This is a genomic window from Leucobacter celer subsp. astrifaciens, assembly GCF_001273835.1.
Lineage (GTDB): Bacteria > Actinomycetota > Actinomycetes > Actinomycetales > Microbacteriaceae > Leucobacter > Leucobacter celer.
The window spans coordinates 318,376-339,239 of sequence record NZ_JHEI01000136.1 but is presented as its reverse complement, the minus strand read 5'-3'; the positions used below and the strand labels follow the sequence as shown (position 1 = coordinate 339,239).

Sequence of the window (20,864 nt, the reverse complement as noted above, 5' to 3'; positions counted from 1 at the left end):
TCCCCCGGCGTCAGTCCACCCGGCTGGTGCCCAGCCGGACGGTCATGTCCGGGTCCCGGTGGTCGAAGAACAGCGACCCTCCCTCGTCGAGACCGGCGATGACCTCCATCTCGCCGGGGGTGAGCTCGAAATCGAACACGTCGATGTTCTGCTGCATGCGCTCCGGAGTGACGGACTTGGGGATCGCGACGACATCCGACTGGATGAGCCAGCGCAGCACCACCTGGGCGATGGATTTGCCGTGCGCCGCGGCGATCGGGGCGAGCACCGGATGTGTGAAGATGCGGTTCCGGCCCTCGGCGAACGGCCCCCACGACTCGTGCTGCACCCCGTGCTCGACCATGAGCGCGTGATCGTTCGCGCGCTGGTGGAACGGATGGGTCTCGATCTGGTTCACCGCCGGCACGATCGTGCTGTTCGAGATCAGGTCGACGAGCCGGTCGGGGTGGAAGTTCGACACCCCGATCGCACGGATGCGGTCATCCCCGTAGAGGCCCTCCATCGCCCGCCACTCGGAGTAGTAGTCCCCGTAGGGCTGGTGGATCAGGTACAGGTCGAGATAGTCCAGCCCGAGCTTCGACAGCGACGACTCGAACGCGCGCACCGTGTTCGCCTCCCCCGCGCCGGCGGGCCCGCTGTCCTGCACCCACAGCTTGGTCGTGACGAAGAGGTCCTCGCGCGGGATCCCGCTCGCGGCGATGGCGCGTCCGACGGCCTCCTCGTTCCCGTACCCGGCGGCGGTATCGAGGAGCCGGTACCCGGCCTCGAGCGCGGCCGCCACCGCCCGCTCGGTCTCCTCGGCGGGAATCTGGTACACCCCGTACCCGAGGACGGGCATGACGACACCGTTGTTCAAGGTCACGGTCTGCATGATGCGGTTCCTTCCCAGGTGCTGCTCGGCCCGGACTGGCTCGAGTGAAGCGGGACGCTCCCTACATCTATTGGAGCGCAAGGACCGGTTCGGCGATAGTGGCAGTTCCTGTCAGGGACGCCGATTCTCTGCTCAGCCGTCGGAGACGGCGACGGCGGTCGTCGGAGGTGCGCCGACGCTCGCGACCGGAATCTCGGCGGCGGTCTCCCCGGTGGGGCGCGCAGCGACGATGCGGTCGAGCCTGAACCAGCGGATCGCATCGCGGGTGCGGCAGTGCGCCACGAGATACCAGTGCCCGCGGGTGCAGGCGAGGAGCACGGGGTCCGCGCGGCGCGAGGTCTCCCGCCCGCGCTCGTCGCGGTAGCGCAGGGACAGAACGCGCTGCTCGTGGAGCGCCTGCTCCACCGCTCGCCTGATCCGGGCGTCGGTCGGGGTGTCCGTTCGGTCGATCCAAACCCGGCCGCCGAGGCTCTGGGAGCGCTCCCGGGCCCGGGCGTCCATCACGCTCAAGACCTTGGCGAGCGCCGCGCGGGCGTGACCCTCGAAAGGCTGACCGCGGTGGGCGGCAACCGCAGCGGCAAGACCCGATGCCTCGGCGTCGGTGAAGTTCACCGGCGGCAGCGTCGCGGTCGCGTCGACCGCATACCCGCCGCCCGGGCCCGGCCGTGCCCGGACGGGGAAGCCGCCGTGCTGCAGCGTCGAGATATCGCGCTTGATCGTGCGCACGCTGACTTCGAATATCCCGGCGAGCCGCTCCGCCGTGCGGCCCGCCGCACCCGCGCGCCGCAGCTCCTCGCGCAGCGCGTACAGCCGATCGCTTCGATTCATCCATAAATAGTGACATACCGGTGACATTCGTGGAAGCGATGATGGATCCATGAATACCCCGCCTCACTCACTCCTGTTCCTCAGCGGCGCGGGACTTCCCGCCTGGATCTGGGACGAGGTGCGCCACCGACTGGACGGGTCGCCCGAGACCCTGGTCGCACCTCGTCCGGAACGCGGATCGGCCGGGCACCGCGGGAGCGGCCCGGGACTCAGCGACTACGTCGACGCGGCCATCGACGCCCTGCCCGCTGGCCCGGTCACCATCGTCGCCCACTCCGCCGGCGGTGTCGTGGGGGCCGAGATCGCCAGACGGGCACCGGATCGGGTCCTCGGTTTCCTGGCGGTCAGCGCGATCGTGCCCGAACCGGGAGGTTCGTTCCTCACGGCGATGCCGCTTCCGAATCGCTGGGTGCTCGGCGCGGTGATGCGAGTCGCGGGAACCCGGCCGCCCGATTCCGCGATCCGCGGGACGCTCGCCCACGGCATCGAGGAGCGGACCGTCGCCCGGCTCCTCGCCGACTTCACCCCCGAACCGCAGGGCTTCTACCGCGACCGCACCGGCCCGCAGCCCTGGGCCGGACGGCGCGGCTACGTGATGACCGCTGCCGACAGGGAACTGCCCCCGCGTCTGCAGCGGCGCTTCGCGGCGCGGCTCGACGCGCCCTGGCGGCGCGAGCTCGCCACCGGCCACCTCCCGATGCTCGAGAACCCCGGCGCGCTCGCGGCGACGATCCTCTCCTTCCTCGAGCCGCGGGGCTAGGCGAGAACGGTCGCCACGATGCAGATCGCGAGCATGCCGAACCAGGCGACCGCGCCGAACAGCGCGTGGAGCGCCGGAACGGGGCGCCGGAAGCTCAGCACGTCCCCGCTCACGGCGCGATATCCCGCCTCCGCCGCGCCGGGGCGCCGAGCGCGGTAGGAGGCGAACATCAGCAGGTCGCCGAGCACCTGCCCCGCCGTGATCACGGCGAAGGCGATCCACGCGAGCAGCACGGCGCCGGTACCCACGAAGGCCACCCACACCCCGATGCTCACGAGCTGCAGCGAGACGTGCGCGGTGATCTTCACCGCGGGGAAGCCCGCGGCGCGGCGGCGCGCCCAGGCGAGGAGCGAGGCGAGGCCGAGCGCGGCGGTGACGAGCAGGAGCACGAGGTCGGCGATCGCAAGAGCGACGACGGACATATCGCCAGGATACTACGAATGTAGTTGCGACTCAACTACGAACGTAGTTAAGATGCGGGCATGACATCGAACCGGGAGCGCGCGCTGGGCGCCGCGATCGAGATCCTCGCGGAGGAGGGCATCCGCGCGCTCACGCACCGGCGCGTGGACGAGCGGGCGGGACTCCCTCAGGGCTCGACCTCGAACGCCTTCCGCACGCGCGATGCCCTGCTCCTCGGCGTCACCGAGCGCATGGCCGCCGCAGAGCTCCCCGCGATCGCCGGCCCGGTCGACGTCGCGTCGGCGGAGCATCTCGCCGAATCCCTCATCGCACTGTTCGAACTCCAGATCGGACCGCTGCGCACGCAGACCGCAGCCCGCCTCGCGCTGTTCGTCGAGGCCGGTCACGACGAGGCGATCCGCGCCGCCCTCGCCCGCGGACGATCGCTGGTCATCGCACCGCTCCGATCCGCCTTCGTCGCACTCGGCACCCCCGATCCCGAACTCGCGGTGCATCTCGTCTCGACCTGCTTCGAAGGGCTCTTCCTGCACGTCCTCGGACACCGCGCAGACCTCGATCACCGCCCGATCATCACCGCCGCCGTCGGGGCGGCCCTGCCGGGCTGAGGCCGCCGACGAGCGATAGCTTGTGCGAAACATCACACCTCCCACAAGGAATGTGCCGGTTTCATGGTGGAGATTCGCTAGTCTGGACTCTACCCCCGCGAATCATCGCGGGAGTCTCTCGTGCTGTGCCCGGACGCAGGAACCCGCTCCGCGACAGCACAACCTCATGGTGAATGGAGCACAATCTTGGCTGTGAACACGCAGGATCCGTACGCACCGGACAGCGATGACATGGATCCGCAGGAGACCTCGGAGTGGCGCGAGTCCCTCGACGCCGTGGTCGAGGAGCGCGGCGCGGGACGCGGCCGCGAGATCATGACGAGCCTGCTCGATCGCTCGCGCCAGCTCCACCTCAACGTGCCGCAGGTACCCACGACCGACTACGTCAACACGATCGCCTCGAGCGACGAGCCCGACTTCCCCGGCGACCACGACATCGAGCGCCAGTACCGCTCCTGGATCCGCTGGAACGCGGCCATGACCGTGCACCGCGCGCAGCGCCCCGGCATCGGCGTGGGCGGCCACATCTCCACCTACGGCTCGGCGGCCTCGCTGTACGAGGTCGGCTTCAACCACTTCTTCCGCGGCCAGGACCACCCGGGCGGCGGCGACCAGATCTTCGTCCAGGGGCACGCCTCCCCCGGCGTGTACGCGCGCGCCTTCCTCGAGGGGCGACTCACCGAGGATCAGCTCGACGGCTTCCGCCAGGAGAAGTCGCACGCGCCGAACGGCCTGCCGAGCTACCCGCACCCGCGCCTGCTGCCCGACTTCTGGCAGTTCCCGACCGTGTCGATGGGCATCGGCCCCATCAACGCCATCTACCAGGCGCAGTTCAACAAGTACCTCACCAACCGCGGCATCAAGGACGCCTCGGATCAGCACGTCTGGGCGTTCCTCGGCGACGGCGAGATGGACGAGGTCGAGAGCCGCGGCCAGCTGCAGGTCGCCGCGAACGAGGGCCTCGACAACCTCACCTTCGTGATCAACTGCAACCTGCAGCGACTCGACGGCCCGGTGCGCGGCAACGGCAAGATCATCCAGGAGCTCGAGAGCTTCTTCCGCGGCGCGGGCTGGAACGTGATCAAGGTCATCTGGGGCCGCGAGTGGGACGAGCTGCTGAACCGCGACACCGACGGCGCGCTGCTGAACGTGATGAACACGACCCCCGACGGCGACTACCAGACCTACAAGGCCGAGAACGGCGCGTACATCCGCAACCACTTCTTCGGCAAGGACGAGCGCGCGCTGCGCCTCGTCGACGGCTACACGGACGATCAGATCTGGCAGCTGCGCCGCGGCGGCCACGACTACCGCAAGGTGTACGCGGCCTACGCCGCCGCCCTGGCCCACAAGGGCCGCCCCACGGTGATCCTCGCGAAGACCGTCAAGGGCTACGGCCTGGGCCCCCACTTCGAGGGCCGCAACGCGACCCACCAGATGAAGAAGATGACGCTGGAGGACCTGAAGCTCTTCCGCGACACCATGCACATCCCCATCTCGGACGCGCAGCTCGAGGCGGATCCCTACCGCCCGCCCTACTACCACCCGGGCGAGAGCGACACCACCATCCAGTACATGCACGAGCGCCGGCGCGAGCTCGGCGGCTACCTGCCCGAGCGCCGCTCGAAGCACACGGAGATCGTGCTGCCCGAGCCCAAGAGCTACGCGATCGCGGCGAAGGGCAGCGGCACGCAGGAGGCCGCGACCACGATGGTGTTCGTGCGCATGCTGAAGGATCTGATGCGCGACAAGGGCTTCGGCTCGCGATTCGTGCCGATCATCCCCGACGAGGCCCGCACCTTCGGCATGGACTCCTACTTCCCCACGTCGAAGATCTACAACCCGCACGGCCAGAACTACGTCTCGGTCGACCGCGAGCTGCTGCTCGCCTACAAGGAGAGCCCGCAGGGCGTGCTGCTGCACGTCGGCATCAACGAGGCCGGCGCGGCAGCCGCGTTCACCGCGGTCGGCACCTCGTACGCCACGCAGGGCGAGCCGCTGATCCCGATCTACATCTTCTACTCGATGTTCGGCTTCCAGCGCACCGGCGACGCCTTCTGGGCGGCGGGCGATCAGATGACCCGCGGCTTCATCATCGGCGCCACCGCCGGGCGCACGACGCTCACCGGCGAGGGGCTGCAGCACGCCGACGGCCACTCGCTCGCGCTCGCCTCGACCAACCCCGCCGTCATCTCCTACGATCCCGCGTACGGCTACGAGATCGGCCACATCGTGCGCGCCGGCATCGAGCGCATGTACGGCGGCGAGCACTCCGATCCCAACGTCATGTACTACCTCACGGTGTACAACGAGCCGATCGTGCACCCGGCCGAGCCGGAGAACACGGACGTCGAGGGCATCGTGCGCGGTATCCACCGCGTGAGCGAGGCCGGCGAGGGCGCGCACCGCGCCCAGATCCTCGCCTCCGGCGTGGCCGTGCCGTGGGCGATCGAGGCGCAGCAGCTGCTGGCGCGCGACTGGAACGTCGCCGCCGACGTCTGGAGCGTCACGAGCTGGAACGAGCTGCAGCGCGACGGCATCGCCACGGATCAGCACAACTTCCGCCATGCCGGCGAGGAGCCCCGCGTGCCCTACCTCACGCAGAAGCTCGAGGACGCCGAGGGCCCGTTCGTCGCGGTGAGCGACTGGGCGACGATGGTGCCGGATCAGATCCGCGCCTATGTGCCGGGCGACTACTCGGTGCTCGGAGCCGACGGCTTCGGATTCTCCGACACGCGTGCAGCCGCGCGCCGCTACTTCGGCATCGACCGCGAGTCGGTCGTGGTGAAGGTGCTGCAGCGCCTCGCGGCGCAGGGCAAGATCGACGCCGGGATCCCGCTTCAGGCGGCCGAGAAGTACCGCCTGAACGATGTGAACGCCGGAACCACCGGCGGCGCAGGCGGAGAGTCTTGACGACGGAGGCGGAAGCGTAGGCGGACCGATTCCCATGGATCGCACGAAAGAGCAGGAGCTCGCCTGGCTGAGGACGATCACCGGCGAGCTCTCCACCCGCATCATCACGCGGCTCGACGACACCCTGCCCTGGTACGGCAACATGCCGCCGAGCCGGCGCTCGGCGGTCGGACTCGTCGCCCAGACCGGGATCGCGTCGTTCATCCAGTGGTACGAGGACCCCTCCTCCACGCCCTGGATCGCGTCGGACGTCTTCAGCGCCGCGCCGCGCGAGCTGCTGCGTTCGATCAGCCTGCAGGAGACCCTGCAGCTGATCCGCGTGGTGGTCTCCGTGGTGGAGGAGCGCGTGACCCCTCGCAGCGAGGCGCTGCGCGAAGCCGTGCTGCACTACTCGCGCGACGTCGCGTTCGCCGCCGCCGATGTGTACGCCCGCGCCGCCGAGGCGCGCGGTCTGTGGGACGCCCGCCTCGAGGCCCTCGTCGTCGACTCGATCCTCACCGGTGAGAGCGACGACGAGCTGCCGAGCCGGATCGCGGCCCTCGGCTGGCACGGGGAGGGCGAAGCCGCGGTGCTCGTGGGCACCGCGGAACGGTCCGTCGACGTGGATCAGCTGCGCCGCACCGCGCGACACGCCGGTGCGGACGTGCTGATCGGGCTGCAGGGCACCCGGCTCGTGCTGGTCCTCGGCCGCGTCGAGGTGCAGCCGAAGGATCCGTCGTCCTCCGCCGAACCGCTCTCCTTCCTCGAGATCGCGCAGCGGCTCGCGGACGGCTTCTCCGACGGCCCGCTCGTGCTCGGCCCCGCGGTCGAGAACCTCGTCGACGCCTCGCGCAGCGCCCGGGCGGCGCTCGCGGGCGTCGCGGTGGCCCGGTCGTGGCGCCACGCGCCGCGCCCGGTGTCCGCCGACGATCTGCTGCCCGAGCGGGCGCTCGCGGGCGACGGCCTCGCGCGGCGCACGCTCATCGAGCAGATCTACGAGCCGCTCGCGGCCCACTCGGGCGAGCTGCTCGAGACGCTGTGGTGCTATCTCGACAACGGGCGCTCGCTCGAGGCGACCGCGCGCGAGCTGTTCGTGCACCCCAACACGGTGCGCTACCGGCTGAAGAAGGTCTCCGAGGTGATCGGCTGGAACGCGACCGGCGCGCGCGAGGCGCTGATCCTGCAGTCCGCGCTCATCGCGGGATCGATCGCCCAGCACCAGGGGCGCCGAGGCAAACGCTGAACCACCGGCGGTGAGGATCCCGACGGCATCCATTGCGGTTCCCGACGGCATCTATTGCGGTTCCCGACAACATTTTCCGCGGAACATGATGGAGAATATGCAGGATCCCCCGCCCCGATCTGAGAAACTTGAACACGTGATTGTCATCGCATGCCCTGGACAGGGCTCACAGACCCCCGGATTCCTGAACGAGTGGCTCGAGCTCCCGGGCGCCGGAGACTTCCTCGGCGAGGCCTCGGAGCGCGCCGGCGTGGATCTGGTGCAGCACGGCACCGTGAGCGACGCCGACACCATTCGCGACACCGCGGTGGCGCAGCCGCTCATCGTCGCCGCCAGCCTGCTGGCCTGGCGCGAGCTGTCCGCCCGCACCGCACTCGGCGACGCCGGGGTGGCGGGGCACTCGGTCGGCGAGTTCGCGGCGGCCGCCGCGGCCGGCATCCTCTCCGAGGGCGACGCGCTGCAGCTCGTGGGCGTGCGCGGGCGGGCGATGGCCTCCGCCGCGGCCCAGGCGCAGACCGGCATGGCCGCGGTGGTCGGCGGAGTCGAGGCCGACGTGCTCACGAAGATCGAGGCCCACGGCCTCACCCCGGCCAACCGGAACGGCGGCGGTCAGATCGTGGCCGCGGGCGCGCTGGAGGCCCTGGCGGCGCTGGCTGAGGATGCACCGCGCGGCGCCCGCGTGATCCCGCTGCAGGTGGCCGGCGCATTCCACACGGACTACATGGCCACTGCCATCCCGGCCCTCCGCGAGGCCGCGGAGGGTGTCGCCGTCGCCGATCCCCAGCACCCCATCTGGAGCAACGCGGACGGATCGCGCGTGTCGGACGGATCCCGGTTCGTCGAGCTGCTCGTCTCGCAGGTGGCGAACCCCGTGCGCTGGGACGCCTGCATGGAGAGCTTCCAGCAGGCCGGCATCACGGGACTCGTGGAGCTCGCCCCGGCCGGCGCGCTCACCGGCATCGCGAAGCGGGCGCTCAAGGGCGTGCCGAGCGTCGCGATCAAGTCACCCGCCGATCTCGACGCGGCGGTCGCGCTCCTCGCCGACGCCGCCTAGACCGGCACCCAGTCTGACGAAAGGACTCACGCCCATGGCATCACTCGTGCAGCCCGCGGGTCCCGCGCACACGCGGATCCTCTCCCTCGGGGCCGCCCGCGGAGACCTCGACGTGCCCAACGACGATCTGATCGGACCGATCGACTCCTCCGACGAGTGGATCCGTCAGCGCACCGGCATCGTGCAGCGGCGCCGCGCGAGCGCCTCGATCGGAGCCGTCGACCTCGCGGTCGCGGCCGGCGAGGAGGCGATCGTGGAGTCGGGACTCGACCGCGCCGATATCGACGGGGTCATCATCTCGACCATCTCGAACGTCGCGGTGACGCCCTCGATGGCGTCGCTCGCGGCGCACCGCCTCGGGCTCACGCCCGCGGCCGCATTCGACATCTCGGCGGCGTGCGCCGGCTACGTCTACGGCGTGGCGCAGGCCGACGCCCTCGTGCGCGCGGGCACCTGCAAGAACGTGCTCGTCATCGGGGCGGAGAAGCTCTCCGACATCGTCGACCCCACGGACCGCAGCATCTCGTTCCTGCTCGGCGACGGCGCCGGCGCCGTGGTCGTCGGCGCGAGCGACCACCCCGGCATCGGGCCGACCGTGTGGGGCTCCGACGGCGAGAAGTGGGACGCGATCCGCATGACCTCGACCTTCGAGGAGTACCGGAACAACCCGGGCGAGGTGCCCTGGCCCACGCTGCGCCAGGACGGCCAGACCGTGTTCCGCTGGGCCGTCTGGGAGATGGCGAAGGTCGCGCGCCGCACCCTCGAGGTCTCGGGCCTCGAGCCGGCAGACCTCGCCGCGTTCATCCCGCACCAGGCCAACATGCGCATCGTCGACGAGTTCGCCAAGCAGCTCAAGCTGCCCGAGAGCGTCATCGTCGCCCGCGACATCGAGATGCAGGGCAACACCTCTGCCGCGTCGGTTCCGCTCGCCATGCACGCGCTGCGCGAGGAGCATCCCGAGCTCTCCGGCGGCCTCGCCCTCACCATCGGCTTCGGCGCCGGTCTCGTGTACGGCGCGCAGGTCGTGGAGATCCCCTGAGCCGAGCGCTCGCGCGTCGGGCTCTGCCCGGCGCGATCCGCACGTAAACTTCTACACCACACCCCATATCCAAGGAGAAACACACAATGGCATTCAGCAACGAAGAGGTCCTCGCCGGTCTGGCGGAGCTCATCAACGATGAGACCGGGATCGCGGCCGACGTCGTCGCGCTCGACAAGTCGTTCACCGATGACCTCGACATCGACTCGATCTCGATGATGACCATCGTCGTCAACGCCGAGGAGAAGTTCGACGTCAAGATCCCCGACGAGGAAGTCAAGAACCTCAAGACCGTCGGCGACGCCGTCGACTTCATCGTCAAGGCCCAGGCCTAAGAGCCGCAGCTCGGGCTTGCCGAGGCCGCACGGCGCTCGGCAAGCCCGAACGGCACCCCTCACACTTCCGTTCCAGACCCACCGCGGAGCACGTACACATGACGAAGAAGATTGTCGTAACCGGTATCGGCGCGTCCTCGCCCATCGGCGGGACCGCCCCGGAGAGCTGGCAGGCCCTGCTCGCAGGAGAGTCGGGCGTTCGCACGCTCGACAACGACTGGGCCGAACAGTACGGGCTCGCCGTGAACTTCGCGGGCACGGCCAAGGTCGACCCGGCCGAGGTCCTGGAACGACCGGTCGCGAAGCGCCTCGACCCCTCGAGCCGCTTCGCGCTCGTCGCCGCGACCGAGGCGTGGGCCGACGCGGGCCGACCGGAGGTGCCGAGCGAGCGGCTCGGCGTCGACTGGGCGACCGGCATCGGCGGACTGTGGACGCTGCTCGACGCCTGGGACACGCTCAAGGAGAAGGGACCGCGGCGCGTCATGCCGCTCACGGTTCCCATGCTCATGCCGAACGCGCCCGCCGCGGCCGTCTCGATGCACCTCGAGGCCCGGGCCTTCGCGCGCACGGTCGCCTCCGCCTGCGCGTCCAGCACCGAATCGATCGCCAACGCGTACGAGCACCTGCAGCTGGGACTCGCCGACGTGGTGATCGCGGGCGGCGCCGAGGCGGCGATCCACCCGATCACCCTGGCCTCGTTCAACTCGGCTCAGGCGCTCTCGAAGCGCGTCGACTCGCCCGAGACGGCCTCGCGCCCCTACAACATCGATCGCGACGGCTTCGTCATGGGCGAGGGCGCTGCCGCGCTCGTGCTCGAGACCGAGGAGCACGCCCTCGCACGCAGTGCGAGGATCTACGCCGAGGTCGCCGGCGGCGGCGTGACCGCAGACTCGTACCACATCACCGCGAACGACCCCGAGGGCAAGGGAGCGGCCCGCGCCGTGGAGGTCGCCCTGGCCCAGGCCGGCGCCTCCCCCGACGATGTCACGCACATCAACGCGCACGCCACCTCCACTCCCGTCGGCGACATCGCGGAGTACACCGCGCTGCACCGCGTCTTCGGCGACCGCGTGAAGCAGATCCCGGTATCAGCGACGAAGGCGGCCACGGGCCACCTGCTCGGCGGCACCGGTGCGATCGAGGCCATGTTCGCCGTCCTGGCGGTGCAGAACCGGATCGCTCCCCCGACGATCAACCTCGTCAACCAGGACCCGGAGATCCCGCTCACCGTCTCGTCGCAGCCGCAGCCGCTCGGCGACGGCCCGCAGCTCGCCATCTCGAACTCCTTCGGGTTCGGGGGCCACAACGCCGTCGTCGCCATCCGCTCGTACGAGTGAGCGGCACGTAACAGTTCGATACCCGGACACGGGAACGGCTTCATGGAGGTACGGTAGATCCCATGAAGCCGTTCCTGCTCATCACGACCCGGGGGGAGGACAGCGAGGCTGCCGATGAGCACGCCGCGTACTGTCGTTTGACGGGTCTCCTCCCCGAGGAGCTCGAGTGGCGCCGCATCGACCGCGGGCCGCTCGGCGCGATCGAGTTCGATCGCTACTCCGGCATCGTCCTCGCGGGCAGCCCCTTCACGGTGAGCGAGCCCGTCGAGCACAAGTCCCCCACCGAGCTGCGGGTGGAGCGCGAGCTCGCCCAGCTGCTCGACGACGTGGTGCGGCACGACTTCCCCTTCCTGGGCGTCTGCTACGGCATCGGCACCATCGGCGCCCACCAGGGAGCGCGGGTGGATCGCACCTACGGCGAGACCTCCCAGGCCGTGCGCATCAGCCTCACGCCCGCGGGTCTCGAGGATCCGCTGCTCTACCAGCTGCCCGCCGAGTTCGAGGCCTTCGTCGGGCACAAGGAGGCGATCGCCGAGGTGCCGCCGAGCATCATCGTGCTCGCGAGCTCCCCGAGCTGCCCGGTGCAGGCCTTCCGGGTGGGCCGCAACGTCTACGCCACGCAGTTCCACCCCGAGCTCGACACCGCCTCGTTCAGCTCCCGCGTGCGGGCGTACGCCGATCACGGCTACTTCGACCCCGCGGAGGTCGACGCCATCATCGAGCGCGTCGAGAGCGCCGACGTGCGCGCCTCCCACATGGTGCTCGGCCGCTTCGTCGAGGAGTACCTCGACTCCCGCACGACCGTCACGGCAGCCTGACATCGCACCACCAGCCGCATTCATCTGATGAACTGCGGTAGAATGGGCCAATGCCCTCGATGCGTCGCGACTCCGTCTCGCCCGACCGTCCCGAGAACCCGAACACCGCGAATCCGGGCCCCGAGCAGTCGGCCCCGGCAGTCGCTCAGCCAGCCGCCCGCACGCGCGGCCTCTCCCGTCGCGGCGCACTCGCCCTCCTCGGCGGCGGTGCTGCGGGCGCCGCCCTCGGCGCCGGTGCCGCACTGGCGCTGTCGGCACCGGGCAGAGCATCGAACGGCGGCGGTCACGGACTCAGCTACCCGTTCTACGGCCCGCACCAGGCGGGCATCATCACGCCCGCGCAGGATCAGATGCACTTCGCCGCCTTCGACGTCACGGCCCGCACCACCCGCGCAGAGCTCATCGAACTGCTGCAGGACTGGAGCTACGCGGCCAGCCGTCTCACCCAGGGCCTCGAGATCAGCGTGGCCGGCGCGTTCGGCGGCGGCGAGTACATGCCGCCCGACGACACCGGCGAGGCCGTCGGCATCGCGCCCGCCGGGCTCACCATCACATTCGGCTTCGGTTCCGGCCTCTTCGAGACCGCGGACGGCGAGGACCGTTTCGGCCTCGCCGCGAAGCGCCCGAGCGACTTCGCCGAGCTGCCGAAGATGACCAACGACTTCATGGATCCGGCGCGATCCTTCGGCGATCTCTGCATCCAGGCCTGCGCGAACGACCCGCAGGTCGCCGTGCACGCCATCCGCAACCTCACCCGCATCGCCTTCGGACGGGCGCAGCTGCGCTGGTCCCAGCTCGGTTTCGGCCGCAGCTCCTCCACCTCGGTCTCCCAGGAGACGCCCCGCAATCTCTTCGGGCAGAAGGACGGCACGGCGAACCTCCACGCGGAAGAACCCGCGCTGCTCGACGAGCACGTGTGGATCGGCGCGGGTGCGGGGCAGCGATGGGCCGCCGGCGGCAGCTACCTGGTCGCGCGCCGCATCAGCATGACCATCGAGGTGTGGGACAGCCTGCAGCTCGGCGAGCAGGAGCGCGTCACGGGCCGCGACAAGCACGAGGGCGCGCCCCTCTCCGGCGGCACCGAGTTCACCGAGCCCGACTTCACGGCGACCGGCGACGACGGGGAGCCGCTCATCGATGAGCGCTCGCACGTGGCGCGCGTGCACCCCGATCACAACGACGGGATCAGGATGCTGCGGCGCAGCTACAACTTCGTCGACGGCAACGACGCGCAGGGACGCCTCGACGCCGGCTTGTTCTTCATCGCCTTCGTCAACTCCCCCGAGCGCTTCTCGCGCGTGCACCGCAGCATGTCGCGCGACGACATGTTCGTCGAGTACCTGAAGACGACCGGCACCGGCGTCTATCTCGTGCCCCCGGGCATCGACGACGGCCAGTACGTCGGGCAGCAGCTCTTCGAGGGATAGCCACGCCTCCTTCGTCATCCTGCGCGAGCGCCAGCGAGTCGCAGGATCTCATCCGGGATTCTGCGACTCGCAAGCTCGCGCAGAATGACGAGGGGAACGCGAATCCCGGACAGCCCATCTCGACAAGCTCGATGGGCGGCCCGGGATCCCGAATCCCTCGGATCAGCCGTCGATGCCGAGCACCGTGCCGGTGAGCTTCGACAGCGGCTCGCGCAGGGCGTCGATCTGGGCGACGAGCTCCTTCTGCTGCTCGTCGGTCACCTCGTCGTAGAGGGTGTAGCCGCTCTCGAGGTCGCCGTACTGGTCGAGCAGCGCCTGCAGCGCGTCGAACTCCTCGTCGATCTCGACCGTGAGCTCGGCGCCCTCGGCGCTCTTGCGCTCGGCGATCGGGGCGACGAGATCGAAGGCGATGCGCGAGCCCTGCAGGTTGGCCTGGAAGTCCCAGAGGTCGTAGTGCGACCACCAGTTCTCCTCACCGGTCACCTTGCCGACGGCGATCTCCTCGAGCAGGCCGATGGCGCCGTTCGAGACGGTGCCGACGTTGATGCCCTGCTCCGAGATGAAGTCGGCGGCGTGCACCTCCTCGTAGAGCTCGTTCACGTCGGCGATCAGCGTCTCGCCGATCACCTCGCGCTGCTCGGGAGTCGACGGCTCCCAGTCCTCCCAGGCGTTCACGCCGTCGGCGTTCAGCGCGTCCTTGGCGGGCTGCCAGAGATCCTTCTCGATGCGGTGGAATCCGAGCCACTCGGTGAAGGTGGGATCATCTCCCTCCAGTTCCTCGGCCTCGGCGATGTAGTCCACCTCGCGGTAGTCGATGCGGGGGTCGAGCACGCCGAGCGCCTCGGCGACGGGCTCGATCCGCTCGTAGTTGACGCGGATGTCAGCGTAGAGATCCTTCGCCTGCTCGTCGTCGCCCGCGATGTAGGCGTTCGCGAAGGCCTCGACGTTGGGAACCAGCTCCGCGACCTCGTTCTTCACGAAGTTCACGTAGTCGACGACGACCGCTTCGAAGAGCTCCTGGTCCTCGCCCTCGAGCTCGATCTCCTCGCCGGTGACGGTGAACCCGGTCTCGCCGACGTTCGCGCCGCGCATGCCCGGCTTGCAGGCCGTGAAGTAGTCCCCGGGCTGCAGTGCGACGGTGAGGTCCGCGGACGCGCCCGGGGCGATGTTCTCCTTCTCGGCGGCGATGCGCAGCCCGTCGCTGCCGAGCAGGTAGAACTCGGTGGTCTGGTCGCCGTCGTTGGTGATGCTGAAGGTGACGTTGCCGCTTTCGACGGTCGCGGCGGATACCAGGCAGTCGTCCGCGGTCGAGCTGACGGTCAGCGCGTTGCCGCCGCCCTGAGCGCCGGCCGCGTCCGTGCCCGCGCCGTCGGAGTTCTGAACGCAACCCGCGAGCAGCAGCGCACCGGCGGTCGCGAGGCCGGTCGCTACGAACAGTTTCTTCTTCAATGTGTCTCCTTTGTGTGAATTGCAGAGGTGCGAGTGGAGGGGATCCGCGGAGCCGGGGCCGGGCGGGCCTCGATCGGCAACGGTGCGGCAGCCGGCGCCGCCTGACGCGACTTGGCCGCCCGGGCTTGCTCGATCACCCGGCGGATGAAGAGCGGGAGCACGATGCCCACGTAGAGCGCCCAGGCGGTGACCTCGAGCCAGCTCATCAGCGGCACGAACCCGAGGATGCCCTTGAGGAAGGCCGCGAGAGCACCGCTGGGGGCGATCGCACCCTCGACGTTGAAGGCCCACCCGAAGGGGTACGCCGCCAGCCAGAAGGGGCCTTCGAAGCCGGTGAGCACCTCGCCCGTGCGGAAGTTGGTGGGAGTGATCGGGTGACCGGAGAAGGGACCGGGCAGCACGGCGGCCTCCTGGAGGTCGTGAATGCCGTAGGCGAGCACGCCGGCCGAGACGATGACGAGGAATGCCCCCGTCCACGCGAAGAACACCCTCAGGTTGATGCGCAGCGCTCCCCGGTTGAGCAGGACGCCGACGGCCACGGCGATCGCGATACCGCTCAGCGCCCCTCCGAAGGCGATCGGACTGTTCGCCCAGCCCCACAGCAGCAGCGTGGTCTCGAGCCCCTCGCGCCCCACCGTGACGAAGGCGAACCAGAAGATCGCCCATCCGGTGCCGATCGCGAGCGCCTGATCGACGCCACCCTGCAGCTCCGCCTTGAGGTTGCCGGCGGTCCGCATCATCCAGAACACCATCCAGGTGATCATCACCACGGCGACCAGCGACATGGATCCGCCGATGATCTCCTGGGCTTCGAAGGTGAGGCCGTATCGTCCGAAGGTGAAGACGGCACCGAGCGCCAGCGAGAGCAGCACCGCTATCCCGACGCCGAGCCAGATCTTGCGCCTCACATCCCCGCGCCCGAGCCGGGTCACGTAGGCGAGAAGAATGCCGATGACGAGGGAGGCTTCCAGCCCCTCGCGGAGGCCGATCAGGAACGAGGCGATGAACACGGGTGCACTTTCATGTGATCAATGTAAGGCGACCCTTACCTCATAAACATAGTAGAGAACATCAGATGAATGCAACACGAAAAAACGGGGCGCCACCCCGAAGGATGGCGCCCCGTTCCCGGATCCGCTTGGTCTACCCCGCGTAGTGGGAGAAGAGGAACCAGCGATCCTTGTCGAGCTGCTGCGCGAGCGAGATCACGATGTCCTGGCTGACCAGGTCGACGTCGTCGAGCCCCTTCACCGCCGCGTAGACGGTCTCCAGGGTGGCATCGAGCTGGGCCACGACCTCGCGGACGGTCACGTCCGACTGCTGGAAGCCGTCGCTGAGCTCCGGGGTGGTGGTGCGCGCCGCGACCGTACCGATACGGGCGTCGACCGGCAGGCCGAGGGCCACGATCCGCTCGGCGACCTCGTCGGCCCCGTCCTGGGCGTGAGCCACGACCTCGTCGAGGAACTCGTGCACCCCCACGAAGTTCTCGCCGCGAACGTGCCAGTGGGCCTGCTTGCCGTTGACGGCCAGCGCGACGAGGTCGTGCACGACCGGGCTGAGATACTGCGCCACGCCCGTGGGACGATGCAGGTCGCCCTGCGCAGCGGGAACGGTAATCTGCTTGGTAGCCATCGAGTGGATCCCCTTTCGTGTACGTGAACTGATATCTATAACCGTACGCCGATTTTCGAGGACCGCAAGCAAGGATAGCCTGCACTTACCGCTATTGTTTCCCCAGATGAAAGCCTAAAAACACGCGAAATCGAATGTGATCGGGCTGGGAATCCCGTCGTGAGCGACTCAGGCGACCACTCGGCCGAGCACCTCCTCGGGATCACAGCGGGGGCCGGTGAAGAACGGCGTCTCCTCGATCACGTGGCGCCGCGCGCCCGTGGCCCGCAGCTCGCGCATCAGATCGACGATGCGCAGCAGTTCGTCGGCCTCGAACGCGAGCAACCACTCGTAATCGCCCAGCGCGAAGGCCGCGACCGTGTTCGCGAGCACATCGCCGTAATCCCGCGCCGCCGCACCGTGCTCACGGAGCATCTCCCGCCGTTCGTCCTCGGGCAGCAGATACCACTCGCGTCCGCGCACGAAGGGGTACACGCACACGTAGCCGCGCGGTTCGTCTCCGGCGAGGAATGCCGGCACGTGTCCGCGATTGAACTCCGCCGCGCGGTGCACGCCGATGTTCGACCACACGGGCGCCAGGCGCCCGCTCCCCCAGTCGAGCACCGTGCGATACGCGCGCTGCAGCGCCTCGGGGGTCGGCGCGTGCCACCACACCAGGATGTCGGCGTCCGCGCGATAGCCCGACACGTCGTACCAGCCGCGGGTGACGAGCCCGGCGATGCCGTCGAGCTCGCCGAGCAGGCCGCGGACGATCCCGCGCCAGGCCGGCGAGATGCCGACCCCGACCGATCCGCGCTCCACGCGGTACACCGCGTACATCGTGTAGTTGACCCCGGCGTTGATCTCCTCGGCGACGTGACGGTGATCCACCCGTGCCGCTGCGGCCTGCTCGCCCATTCCCGCTCCCCTTGCTTCCACTTCTGTCAGTCGTCCGAACCCGCGATGACGGGGATCCCCGTCGCCTCGCCGTGCCGCATGCGGCAGCTTCCCGCGGGAGCCTCGTCCGGGAAGGCCCCGAGCGATCCCACGACCCTGGCCTGCGCCGCATCACCGCGCTCGCGTCGTGCGCGCTCGACGACCATGTCCACGAGCCCGCCCACGAAGGAGGGCCGCACGCTCACCGTGCCCGCCCGTACCGCCTGCACCCCGTGCTCGCCCGCCGTCTCGAGCGCCTCGACGTCGAGATCGAAGGCCACCTCCATGTGATCGGAGATGAAGCCGATGGGGGCGATCACGATCTTCCGCACGCCCTGTCCGGCGAGCTCCTCGATGCGATCGTTGACATCCGGCTCGAGCCACGGGACGCGCGGGTCGCCGGAGCGCGAGCAGTAGGCGAGCGACGACTCCACCTGCACACCGAGGCGCTCGGCGAGCGCGGTGTCGATCGTGGCGCGCACGTCCTCGTGCTGCTCGCGGTAGCCCGGGCCGGTGACCGCCGAGGCATCCTGCATCGTGTCGGGGATCGAGTGCGTCACGTAGAGGACATGCGCACCGGCGAGGCCGCCGTCGAGACGCGCCGCCGCCTCCTCGATGGCCTCGATGTTGGCGGTGACGAAGCCGGGGTCGTTGAAGAAGGGGCGCAGGATGTCGATGCGGGGCGCCGTGTCGCCCAGCTCGGCCACCGCGGCCGCGAGGTGCTCGCGGTACTGGCGACTGCCCGAGTACGAGGCGTAGGCGCTCGTGACGAGCGTCAGGATCCGGCGCGCTCCGAAGGCGCTCGCGTCGCGCAGCGTGTCGACGGTGTAGGGATGCCAGTTGCGGTTGCCCCAGATCACGGGCAGGTCGATGCCGCGGGCCTCGAGCTCGCCGCGCAGTGCGTCGACCAGCGCGAGGTTCTGCTCGTTGATCGGGCTGCGCCCGTCGAAGTGATGGTAGTGCTCGCCGACCTCTGCCAGACGCTCCTCGGGGATGTTCTTGCCCCGGGTCACGTTGCGCAGGAAGGGGATCACGTCGTCGGTGCCGTTCGGCCCCCCGAAGGAGCAGAGCAGAAGGGCGTCGTACGGTGCGGTCTCGCTCGATGGCGCTTTTTCGGTCATGACTTGCACCGTATCATCAGCCTCCCTGTAGATCTGATGTATAACATCTGATCTGCCGTGTGACCTGACTCGACCGCCCGCAGACGGCATGGATTCCGGCGGAGAACGAGTCGTGATCGCGGCAAAGACCCCCACCGCGGCCACGCCGATCCCGTCTCGCAGCCGTGCGCTGGCTATAGTTGATGCAGGTTTCACGCATATCACCAGAGGTAGCCCCCATGACAAGTCCGACGCGCGGCTCCCAGAAGGCTCGCGACACCCTCGATTTCCTGCGCGGCAGGATCGCCAGCAGTGAATGGGGAGTCGGCGAGCTCATCCCGAAGGAGCCGGAGCTGATGGAGCTCATCGGCGTGGGCAAGTCGACCGTGCGCGAGGCGGTGCGCTCCCTCGCCGCCTTCGGCATGCTCGAGACCGTGCCGGGGGTCGGCACCTTCGTGCGCTCGCGCACTCCGGTGAGCACGATCCTCACCGAGTTCCTCGCGGACCACGATCTGGAGGAGGTGCTGGTCTATCGGCGCTCGCTCGAGATCGAGGCCGCCCAGCACGCGGCCATCAACCGCAGCGAGGACCAGCTCGAGCAGCTGCGCGAGGCGTACCGTCGCGCGCAGGACGCCCCGCAGGATCCCGTCGACACCTGCGACAACAGCACCGTGCCGGGCTCGTTCCACCTGCTCCTGGTGGAGGCGAGCGGCAGCAAGCTCCTGCAGGACCTCTATCTCGGGGTGATGTCGGTGCTGCAGCGCGCGAGCTCCGAGGGCCGCGTGATTCTCGGCACGACGCTCGAGACCATGCGCCGCGATCACGGCGCGGTGCTCGAGGCGATCGAGGCTCGCGACGTGCGCAACGCCGCCCACTCGATGGCGCTCCACGTCGACCGCGACCTCGGCCTGCGCACCGACATGCTCGAGTTCAACCCGCGCACCGAACGCGCGACCTCCCTCATCGACGCGGGCTACGACCCGGACGCCGTCTGAGGGATCGACAACCGGTAAGCTGGAACGGTTGCCCAGGGGGCGTTAGCTCAGTCGGTTAGAGCAGCGGACTCATAATCCGTCGGTCGCGGGTTCAAGCCCCGCACGCCCTACCAGTCCTCCCCGCAGAAATGAGCGCCATGGCGATCGGTTCCACGATGCACACCTTCGAGGTGGGGTTGGCCGATGTCGATCGCGGGGTGTACGAGGACTTCACGATGCGCGTGGCCCGTCATCCCTCGGAGACCGAGGCGTTCATGATGACGCGCATCCTCGCCTACTGCCTCGAGTACGAGGAGGGCATCGCCTTCGGCGGCGGCGTGTCGACCCAGGACGAACCGGCCGTCGCCGTGCACGACCTCACGGGAGCGATGACGGCCTGGATCGAGGTCGGTGCGCCCGACGCCGCCCGGGTGCACGCCGGGAGCAAGCGCGCCGGGCGTGCGATCGTCTACACGCATCGGGATCCCGCGAAGGTGCTCGCCTCCTGGGCGGGGAAGACCATCCACCGCTCCGACGAGGTCGTCCTCCGCAGCTTCGACCACGGCTTCGTCGACGACGCCGTCGCGGCGCTCGGACGACGCAGCACGCTGACCGTCTCCGTGACCGAGGGCCAGCTCTACCTCGTGCTCAACGGCACCGCGCTGAGCACGGCGGTGCACGAGCACCGCCTCGCATCGGCCTAGGACGCGCCCCGCTCAGATGCGGCGAGGGCCCGGCCCGTCGGTGCCGAGTTCGTCCTCGGGGTTCAGCAGCCGGCACGCCTTGAGCGACAGGCAACCGCAGCCGATGCACCCCGTGAGTTCGCGCTGCAGGTGCTCGAGTTGCGTGCGACGCTCCTCGAGCCGGGCCCGCCACAGCTTGGCGACGCGCCTCCAGTCGCGCTGCGATGGCGGGTGGTCGAGCGGCAGACTCGTGAACACCTCCTGCACGTCGCCGAGGGGGATGCCGAGGCGCTTGGCGACGACGATCAGGGAGATCCGCCGGAGCATGTGGCGTCGATAACGACGCTGATTCCCCGCCGTTCGGGTGGACGCGATGAGCCCCAGCTGCTCGTAGAAGTGCAGCGCCGACGCCGGCACGCCGGTGCGGCGCGAGACCTCGCCGATCGCGAGGAGATCATCGGGTTCCAAAGCCATCCCCA

The 20,864-nt window shown here is 69.4% G+C and carries 21 protein-coding genes and 1 tRNA gene; 13 read left to right on the top strand and 9 right to left on the bottom strand.

The features are described 5' to 3' along the window. Positions 1–10 precede the first annotated feature (10 nt). Both AMS65_RS09695 and AMS65_RS09690 read right to left on the bottom strand, forming a co-directional pair. A complete protein-coding gene (locus tag AMS65_RS09695; RefSeq protein WP_053383945.1) occupies positions 11–871 on the bottom strand; it encodes an aldo/keto reductase in 861 nt (286 codons plus the stop codon). Positions 872–1,003: 132 nt separating this feature from the next. Further along, entirely contained in the window at positions 1,004–1,699 is a 696-nt protein-coding gene (locus AMS65_RS09690; protein ID WP_053383944.1) for a helix-turn-helix transcriptional regulator, read from the bottom strand. A gap of 49 nt (positions 1,700–1,748) precedes the next feature. On the opposite strand from AMS65_RS09690, the gene AMS65_RS09685 reads away from it, so the two are divergent. Next, the gene (locus AMS65_RS09685) at positions 1,749–2,459 is read left to right on the top strand and encodes an alpha/beta fold hydrolase (RefSeq protein WP_053383943.1); all 711 of its coding nucleotides are present in this window, start codon (positions 1,749–1,751) and stop codon (positions 2,457–2,459) included. Here the strand turns inward: AMS65_RS09685 and AMS65_RS09680 are convergent. Then, on the bottom strand, positions 2,456–2,881 hold the full coding sequence (locus AMS65_RS09680) for a hypothetical protein (protein ID WP_053383942.1): 426 nt from the start codon (positions 2,879–2,881) through the stop codon (positions 2,456–2,458). The genes AMS65_RS09685 and AMS65_RS09680 overlap by 4 nt on opposite strands. A 60-nt stretch (positions 2,882–2,941) precedes the next feature. Between AMS65_RS09680 and AMS65_RS09675 the strand changes: the two genes are divergently transcribed. The 9 genes from AMS65_RS09675 (at position 2,942) to efeB (ending at position 13,632) form a co-directional block, all read left to right on the top strand. Then, positions 2,942–3,487, top strand: coding sequence for a TetR/AcrR family transcriptional regulator (locus tag AMS65_RS09675; protein ID WP_053383941.1), 546 nt, complete (start codon positions 2,942–2,944; stop codon positions 3,485–3,487). Positions 3,488–3,673: 186 nt separating this feature from the next. After that, positions 3,674–6,400 carry a pyruvate dehydrogenase (acetyl-transferring), homodimeric type gene (gene aceE, locus AMS65_RS09670; protein WP_053383940.1) on the top strand — a complete coding sequence of 909 codons (2,727 nt, stop codon included), beginning with the start codon at positions 3,674–3,676 and terminating at the stop codon, positions 6,398–6,400. Positions 6,401–6,434: 34 nt separating this feature from the next. Beyond that, positions 6,435–7,622: a PucR family transcriptional regulator gene (locus AMS65_RS09665; protein ID WP_053383939.1), complete on the top strand. Its 1,188-nt coding sequence runs from the start codon at positions 6,435–6,437 to the stop codon at positions 7,620–7,622. Between the two features lie 136 nt (positions 7,623–7,758). Beyond that, the gene (locus tag AMS65_RS09660) at positions 7,759–8,676 is read left to right on the top strand and encodes an ACP S-malonyltransferase (protein WP_053383938.1); all 918 of its coding nucleotides are present in this window, start codon (positions 7,759–7,761) and stop codon (positions 8,674–8,676) included. 34 nt (positions 8,677–8,710) lie between these two features. Beyond that, a complete protein-coding gene (locus tag AMS65_RS09655) occupies positions 8,711–9,715 on the top strand; it encodes a beta-ketoacyl-ACP synthase III (protein ID WP_053383937.1) in 1,005 nt (334 codons plus the stop codon). 86 nt (positions 9,716–9,801) lie between these two features. Continuing rightward, entirely contained in the window at positions 9,802–10,050 is a 249-nt protein-coding gene (locus AMS65_RS09650) for an acyl carrier protein (RefSeq protein ID WP_017794148.1), read from the top strand. Between the two features lie 98 nt (positions 10,051–10,148). Continuing rightward, positions 10,149–11,387: a beta-ketoacyl-[acyl-carrier-protein] synthase family protein gene (locus AMS65_RS09645; RefSeq protein ID WP_053383936.1), complete on the top strand. Its 1,239-nt coding sequence runs from the start codon at positions 10,149–10,151 to the stop codon at positions 11,385–11,387. Positions 11,388–11,449: 62 nt separating this feature from the next. Then, complete coding sequence (locus AMS65_RS09640) at positions 11,450–12,205, top strand: glutamine amidotransferase (RefSeq protein WP_053383935.1); 756 nt, start codon at positions 11,450–11,452, stop codon at positions 12,203–12,205. A 50-nt stretch (positions 12,206–12,255) separates the two neighbouring features. Further along, positions 12,256–13,632, top strand: coding sequence for an iron uptake transporter deferrochelatase/peroxidase subunit (gene efeB, locus AMS65_RS09635; protein ID WP_241489404.1), 1,377 nt, complete (start codon positions 12,256–12,258; stop codon positions 13,630–13,632). 162 nt (positions 13,633–13,794) lie between these two features. Here the strand turns inward: efeB and efeO are convergent, their stop codons facing one another. The 5 genes from efeO to AMS65_RS09610 all read right to left on the bottom strand — a co-directional run bounded on the left by efeO (position 13,795) and on the right by AMS65_RS09610 (position 18,749). Then, positions 13,795–15,081: an iron uptake system protein EfeO gene (gene efeO, locus AMS65_RS09630; protein ID WP_053383934.1), complete on the bottom strand. Its 1,287-nt coding sequence runs from the start codon at positions 15,079–15,081 to the stop codon at positions 13,795–13,797. Next, a complete protein-coding gene (gene efeU, locus AMS65_RS09625; RefSeq protein WP_075200936.1) occupies positions 15,078–16,091 on the bottom strand; it encodes an iron uptake transporter permease EfeU in 1,014 nt (337 codons plus the stop codon). Before efeU ends, efeO begins: the two co-directional genes overlap by 4 nt. A gap of 133 nt (positions 16,092–16,224) precedes the next feature. After that, positions 16,225–16,713, bottom strand: a complete 489-nt coding sequence (locus tag AMS65_RS09620) for a Dps family protein (RefSeq protein ID WP_053383933.1) — start codon at positions 16,711–16,713, stop codon at positions 16,225–16,227. A gap of 168 nt (positions 16,714–16,881) precedes the next feature. Continuing rightward, complete coding sequence (hemQ, locus tag AMS65_RS09615; RefSeq protein ID WP_053383932.1) at positions 16,882–17,610, bottom strand: hydrogen peroxide-dependent heme synthase; 729 nt, start codon at positions 17,608–17,610, stop codon at positions 16,882–16,884. A 26-nt stretch (positions 17,611–17,636) separates the two neighbouring features. After that, positions 17,637–18,749, bottom strand: a complete 1,113-nt coding sequence (locus tag AMS65_RS09610; protein WP_053383931.1) for a ferrochelatase — start codon at positions 18,747–18,749, stop codon at positions 17,637–17,639. Positions 18,750–18,967: 218 nt separating this feature from the next. Between AMS65_RS09610 and AMS65_RS09605 the strand changes: the two genes are divergently transcribed. The 3 genes from AMS65_RS09605 to AMS65_RS09595 all read left to right on the top strand — a co-directional run bounded on the left by AMS65_RS09605 (position 18,968) and on the right by AMS65_RS09595 (position 20,406). Next, the gene (locus tag AMS65_RS09605; RefSeq protein WP_053383930.1) at positions 18,968–19,723 is read left to right on the top strand and encodes a FadR/GntR family transcriptional regulator; all 756 of its coding nucleotides are present in this window, start codon (positions 18,968–18,970) and stop codon (positions 19,721–19,723) included. Between the two features lie 36 nt (positions 19,724–19,759). Continuing rightward, positions 19,760–19,836: transfer RNA gene (locus AMS65_RS09600), tRNA-Ile, on the top strand. 24 nt (positions 19,837–19,860) lie between these two features. Continuing rightward, positions 19,861–20,406, top strand: coding sequence for a YaeQ family protein (locus tag AMS65_RS09595; protein WP_053383929.1), 546 nt, complete (start codon positions 19,861–19,863; stop codon positions 20,404–20,406). 12 nt (positions 20,407–20,418) lie between these two features. Here the strand turns inward: AMS65_RS09595 and soxR are convergent, their stop codons facing one another. Beyond that, positions 20,419–20,859, bottom strand: coding sequence for a redox-sensitive transcriptional activator SoxR (gene soxR, locus AMS65_RS09590; protein WP_053383928.1), 441 nt, complete (start codon positions 20,857–20,859; stop codon positions 20,419–20,421). Positions 20,860–20,864 lie beyond the last annotated feature (5 nt).

What these genes read in the sequence shown, in the direction of transcription:
- AMS65_RS09665 (WP_053383939.1), top strand. Translation starts at nt 6,435, where the DNA reads ATGGATCGCACGAAAGAGCAGGAGCTCGCCTGGCTGAGGACGATCACC.
- AMS65_RS09655 (WP_053383937.1), top strand. Translation starts at nt 8,711, where the DNA reads ATGGCATCACTCGTGCAGCCCGCGGGTCCCGCGCACACGCGGATCCTC.
- AMS65_RS09640 (WP_053383935.1), top strand. Translation starts at nt 11,450, where the DNA reads ATGAAGCCGTTCCTGCTCATCACGACCCGGGGGGAGGACAGCGAGGCT.
- efeB (WP_241489404.1), top strand. Translation starts at nt 12,256, where the DNA reads ATGCCCTCGATGCGTCGCGACTCCGTCTCGCCCGACCGTCCCGAGAAC.
- AMS65_RS09690 (WP_053383944.1), bottom strand. Translation starts at nt 1,699, where the DNA reads ATGAATCGAAGCGATCGGCTGTACGCGCTGCGCGAGGAGCTGCGGCGC.
- AMS65_RS09680 (WP_053383942.1), bottom strand. Translation starts at nt 2,881, where the DNA reads ATGTCCGTCGTCGCTCTTGCGATCGCCGACCTCGTGCTCCTGCTCGTC.
- soxR (WP_053383928.1), bottom strand. Translation starts at nt 20,859, where the DNA reads ATGGCTTTGGAACCCGATGATCTCCTCGCGATCGGCGAGGTCTCGCGC.
- AMS65_RS09695 (WP_053383945.1), bottom strand. Translation starts at nt 871, where the DNA reads ATGCAGACCGTGACCTTGAACAACGGTGTCGTCATGCCCGTCCTCGGG.
- AMS65_RS09605 (WP_053383930.1), top strand. Translation starts at nt 18,968, where the DNA reads ATGACAAGTCCGACGCGCGGCTCCCAGAAGGCTCGCGACACCCTCGAT.
- AMS65_RS09595 (WP_053383929.1), top strand. Translation starts at nt 19,861, where the DNA reads ATGGCGATCGGTTCCACGATGCACACCTTCGAGGTGGGGTTGGCCGAT.
- hemQ (WP_053383932.1), bottom strand. Translation starts at nt 17,610, where the DNA reads ATGGGCGAGCAGGCCGCAGCGGCACGGGTGGATCACCGTCACGTCGCC.
- AMS65_RS09645 (WP_053383936.1), top strand. Translation starts at nt 10,149, where the DNA reads ATGACGAAGAAGATTGTCGTAACCGGTATCGGCGCGTCCTCGCCCATC.
- AMS65_RS09620 (WP_053383933.1), bottom strand. Translation starts at nt 16,713, where the DNA reads ATGGCTACCAAGCAGATTACCGTTCCCGCTGCGCAGGGCGACCTGCAT.
- AMS65_RS09675 (WP_053383941.1), top strand. Translation starts at nt 2,942, where the DNA reads ATGACATCGAACCGGGAGCGCGCGCTGGGCGCCGCGATCGAGATCCTC.
- AMS65_RS09685 (WP_053383943.1), top strand. Translation starts at nt 1,749, where the DNA reads ATGAATACCCCGCCTCACTCACTCCTGTTCCTCAGCGGCGCGGGACTT.
- AMS65_RS09610 (WP_053383931.1), bottom strand. Translation starts at nt 18,749, where the DNA reads ATGACCGAAAAAGCGCCATCGAGCGAGACCGCACCGTACGACGCCCTT.
- AMS65_RS09650 (WP_017794148.1), top strand. Translation starts at nt 9,802, where the DNA reads ATGGCATTCAGCAACGAAGAGGTCCTCGCCGGTCTGGCGGAGCTCATC.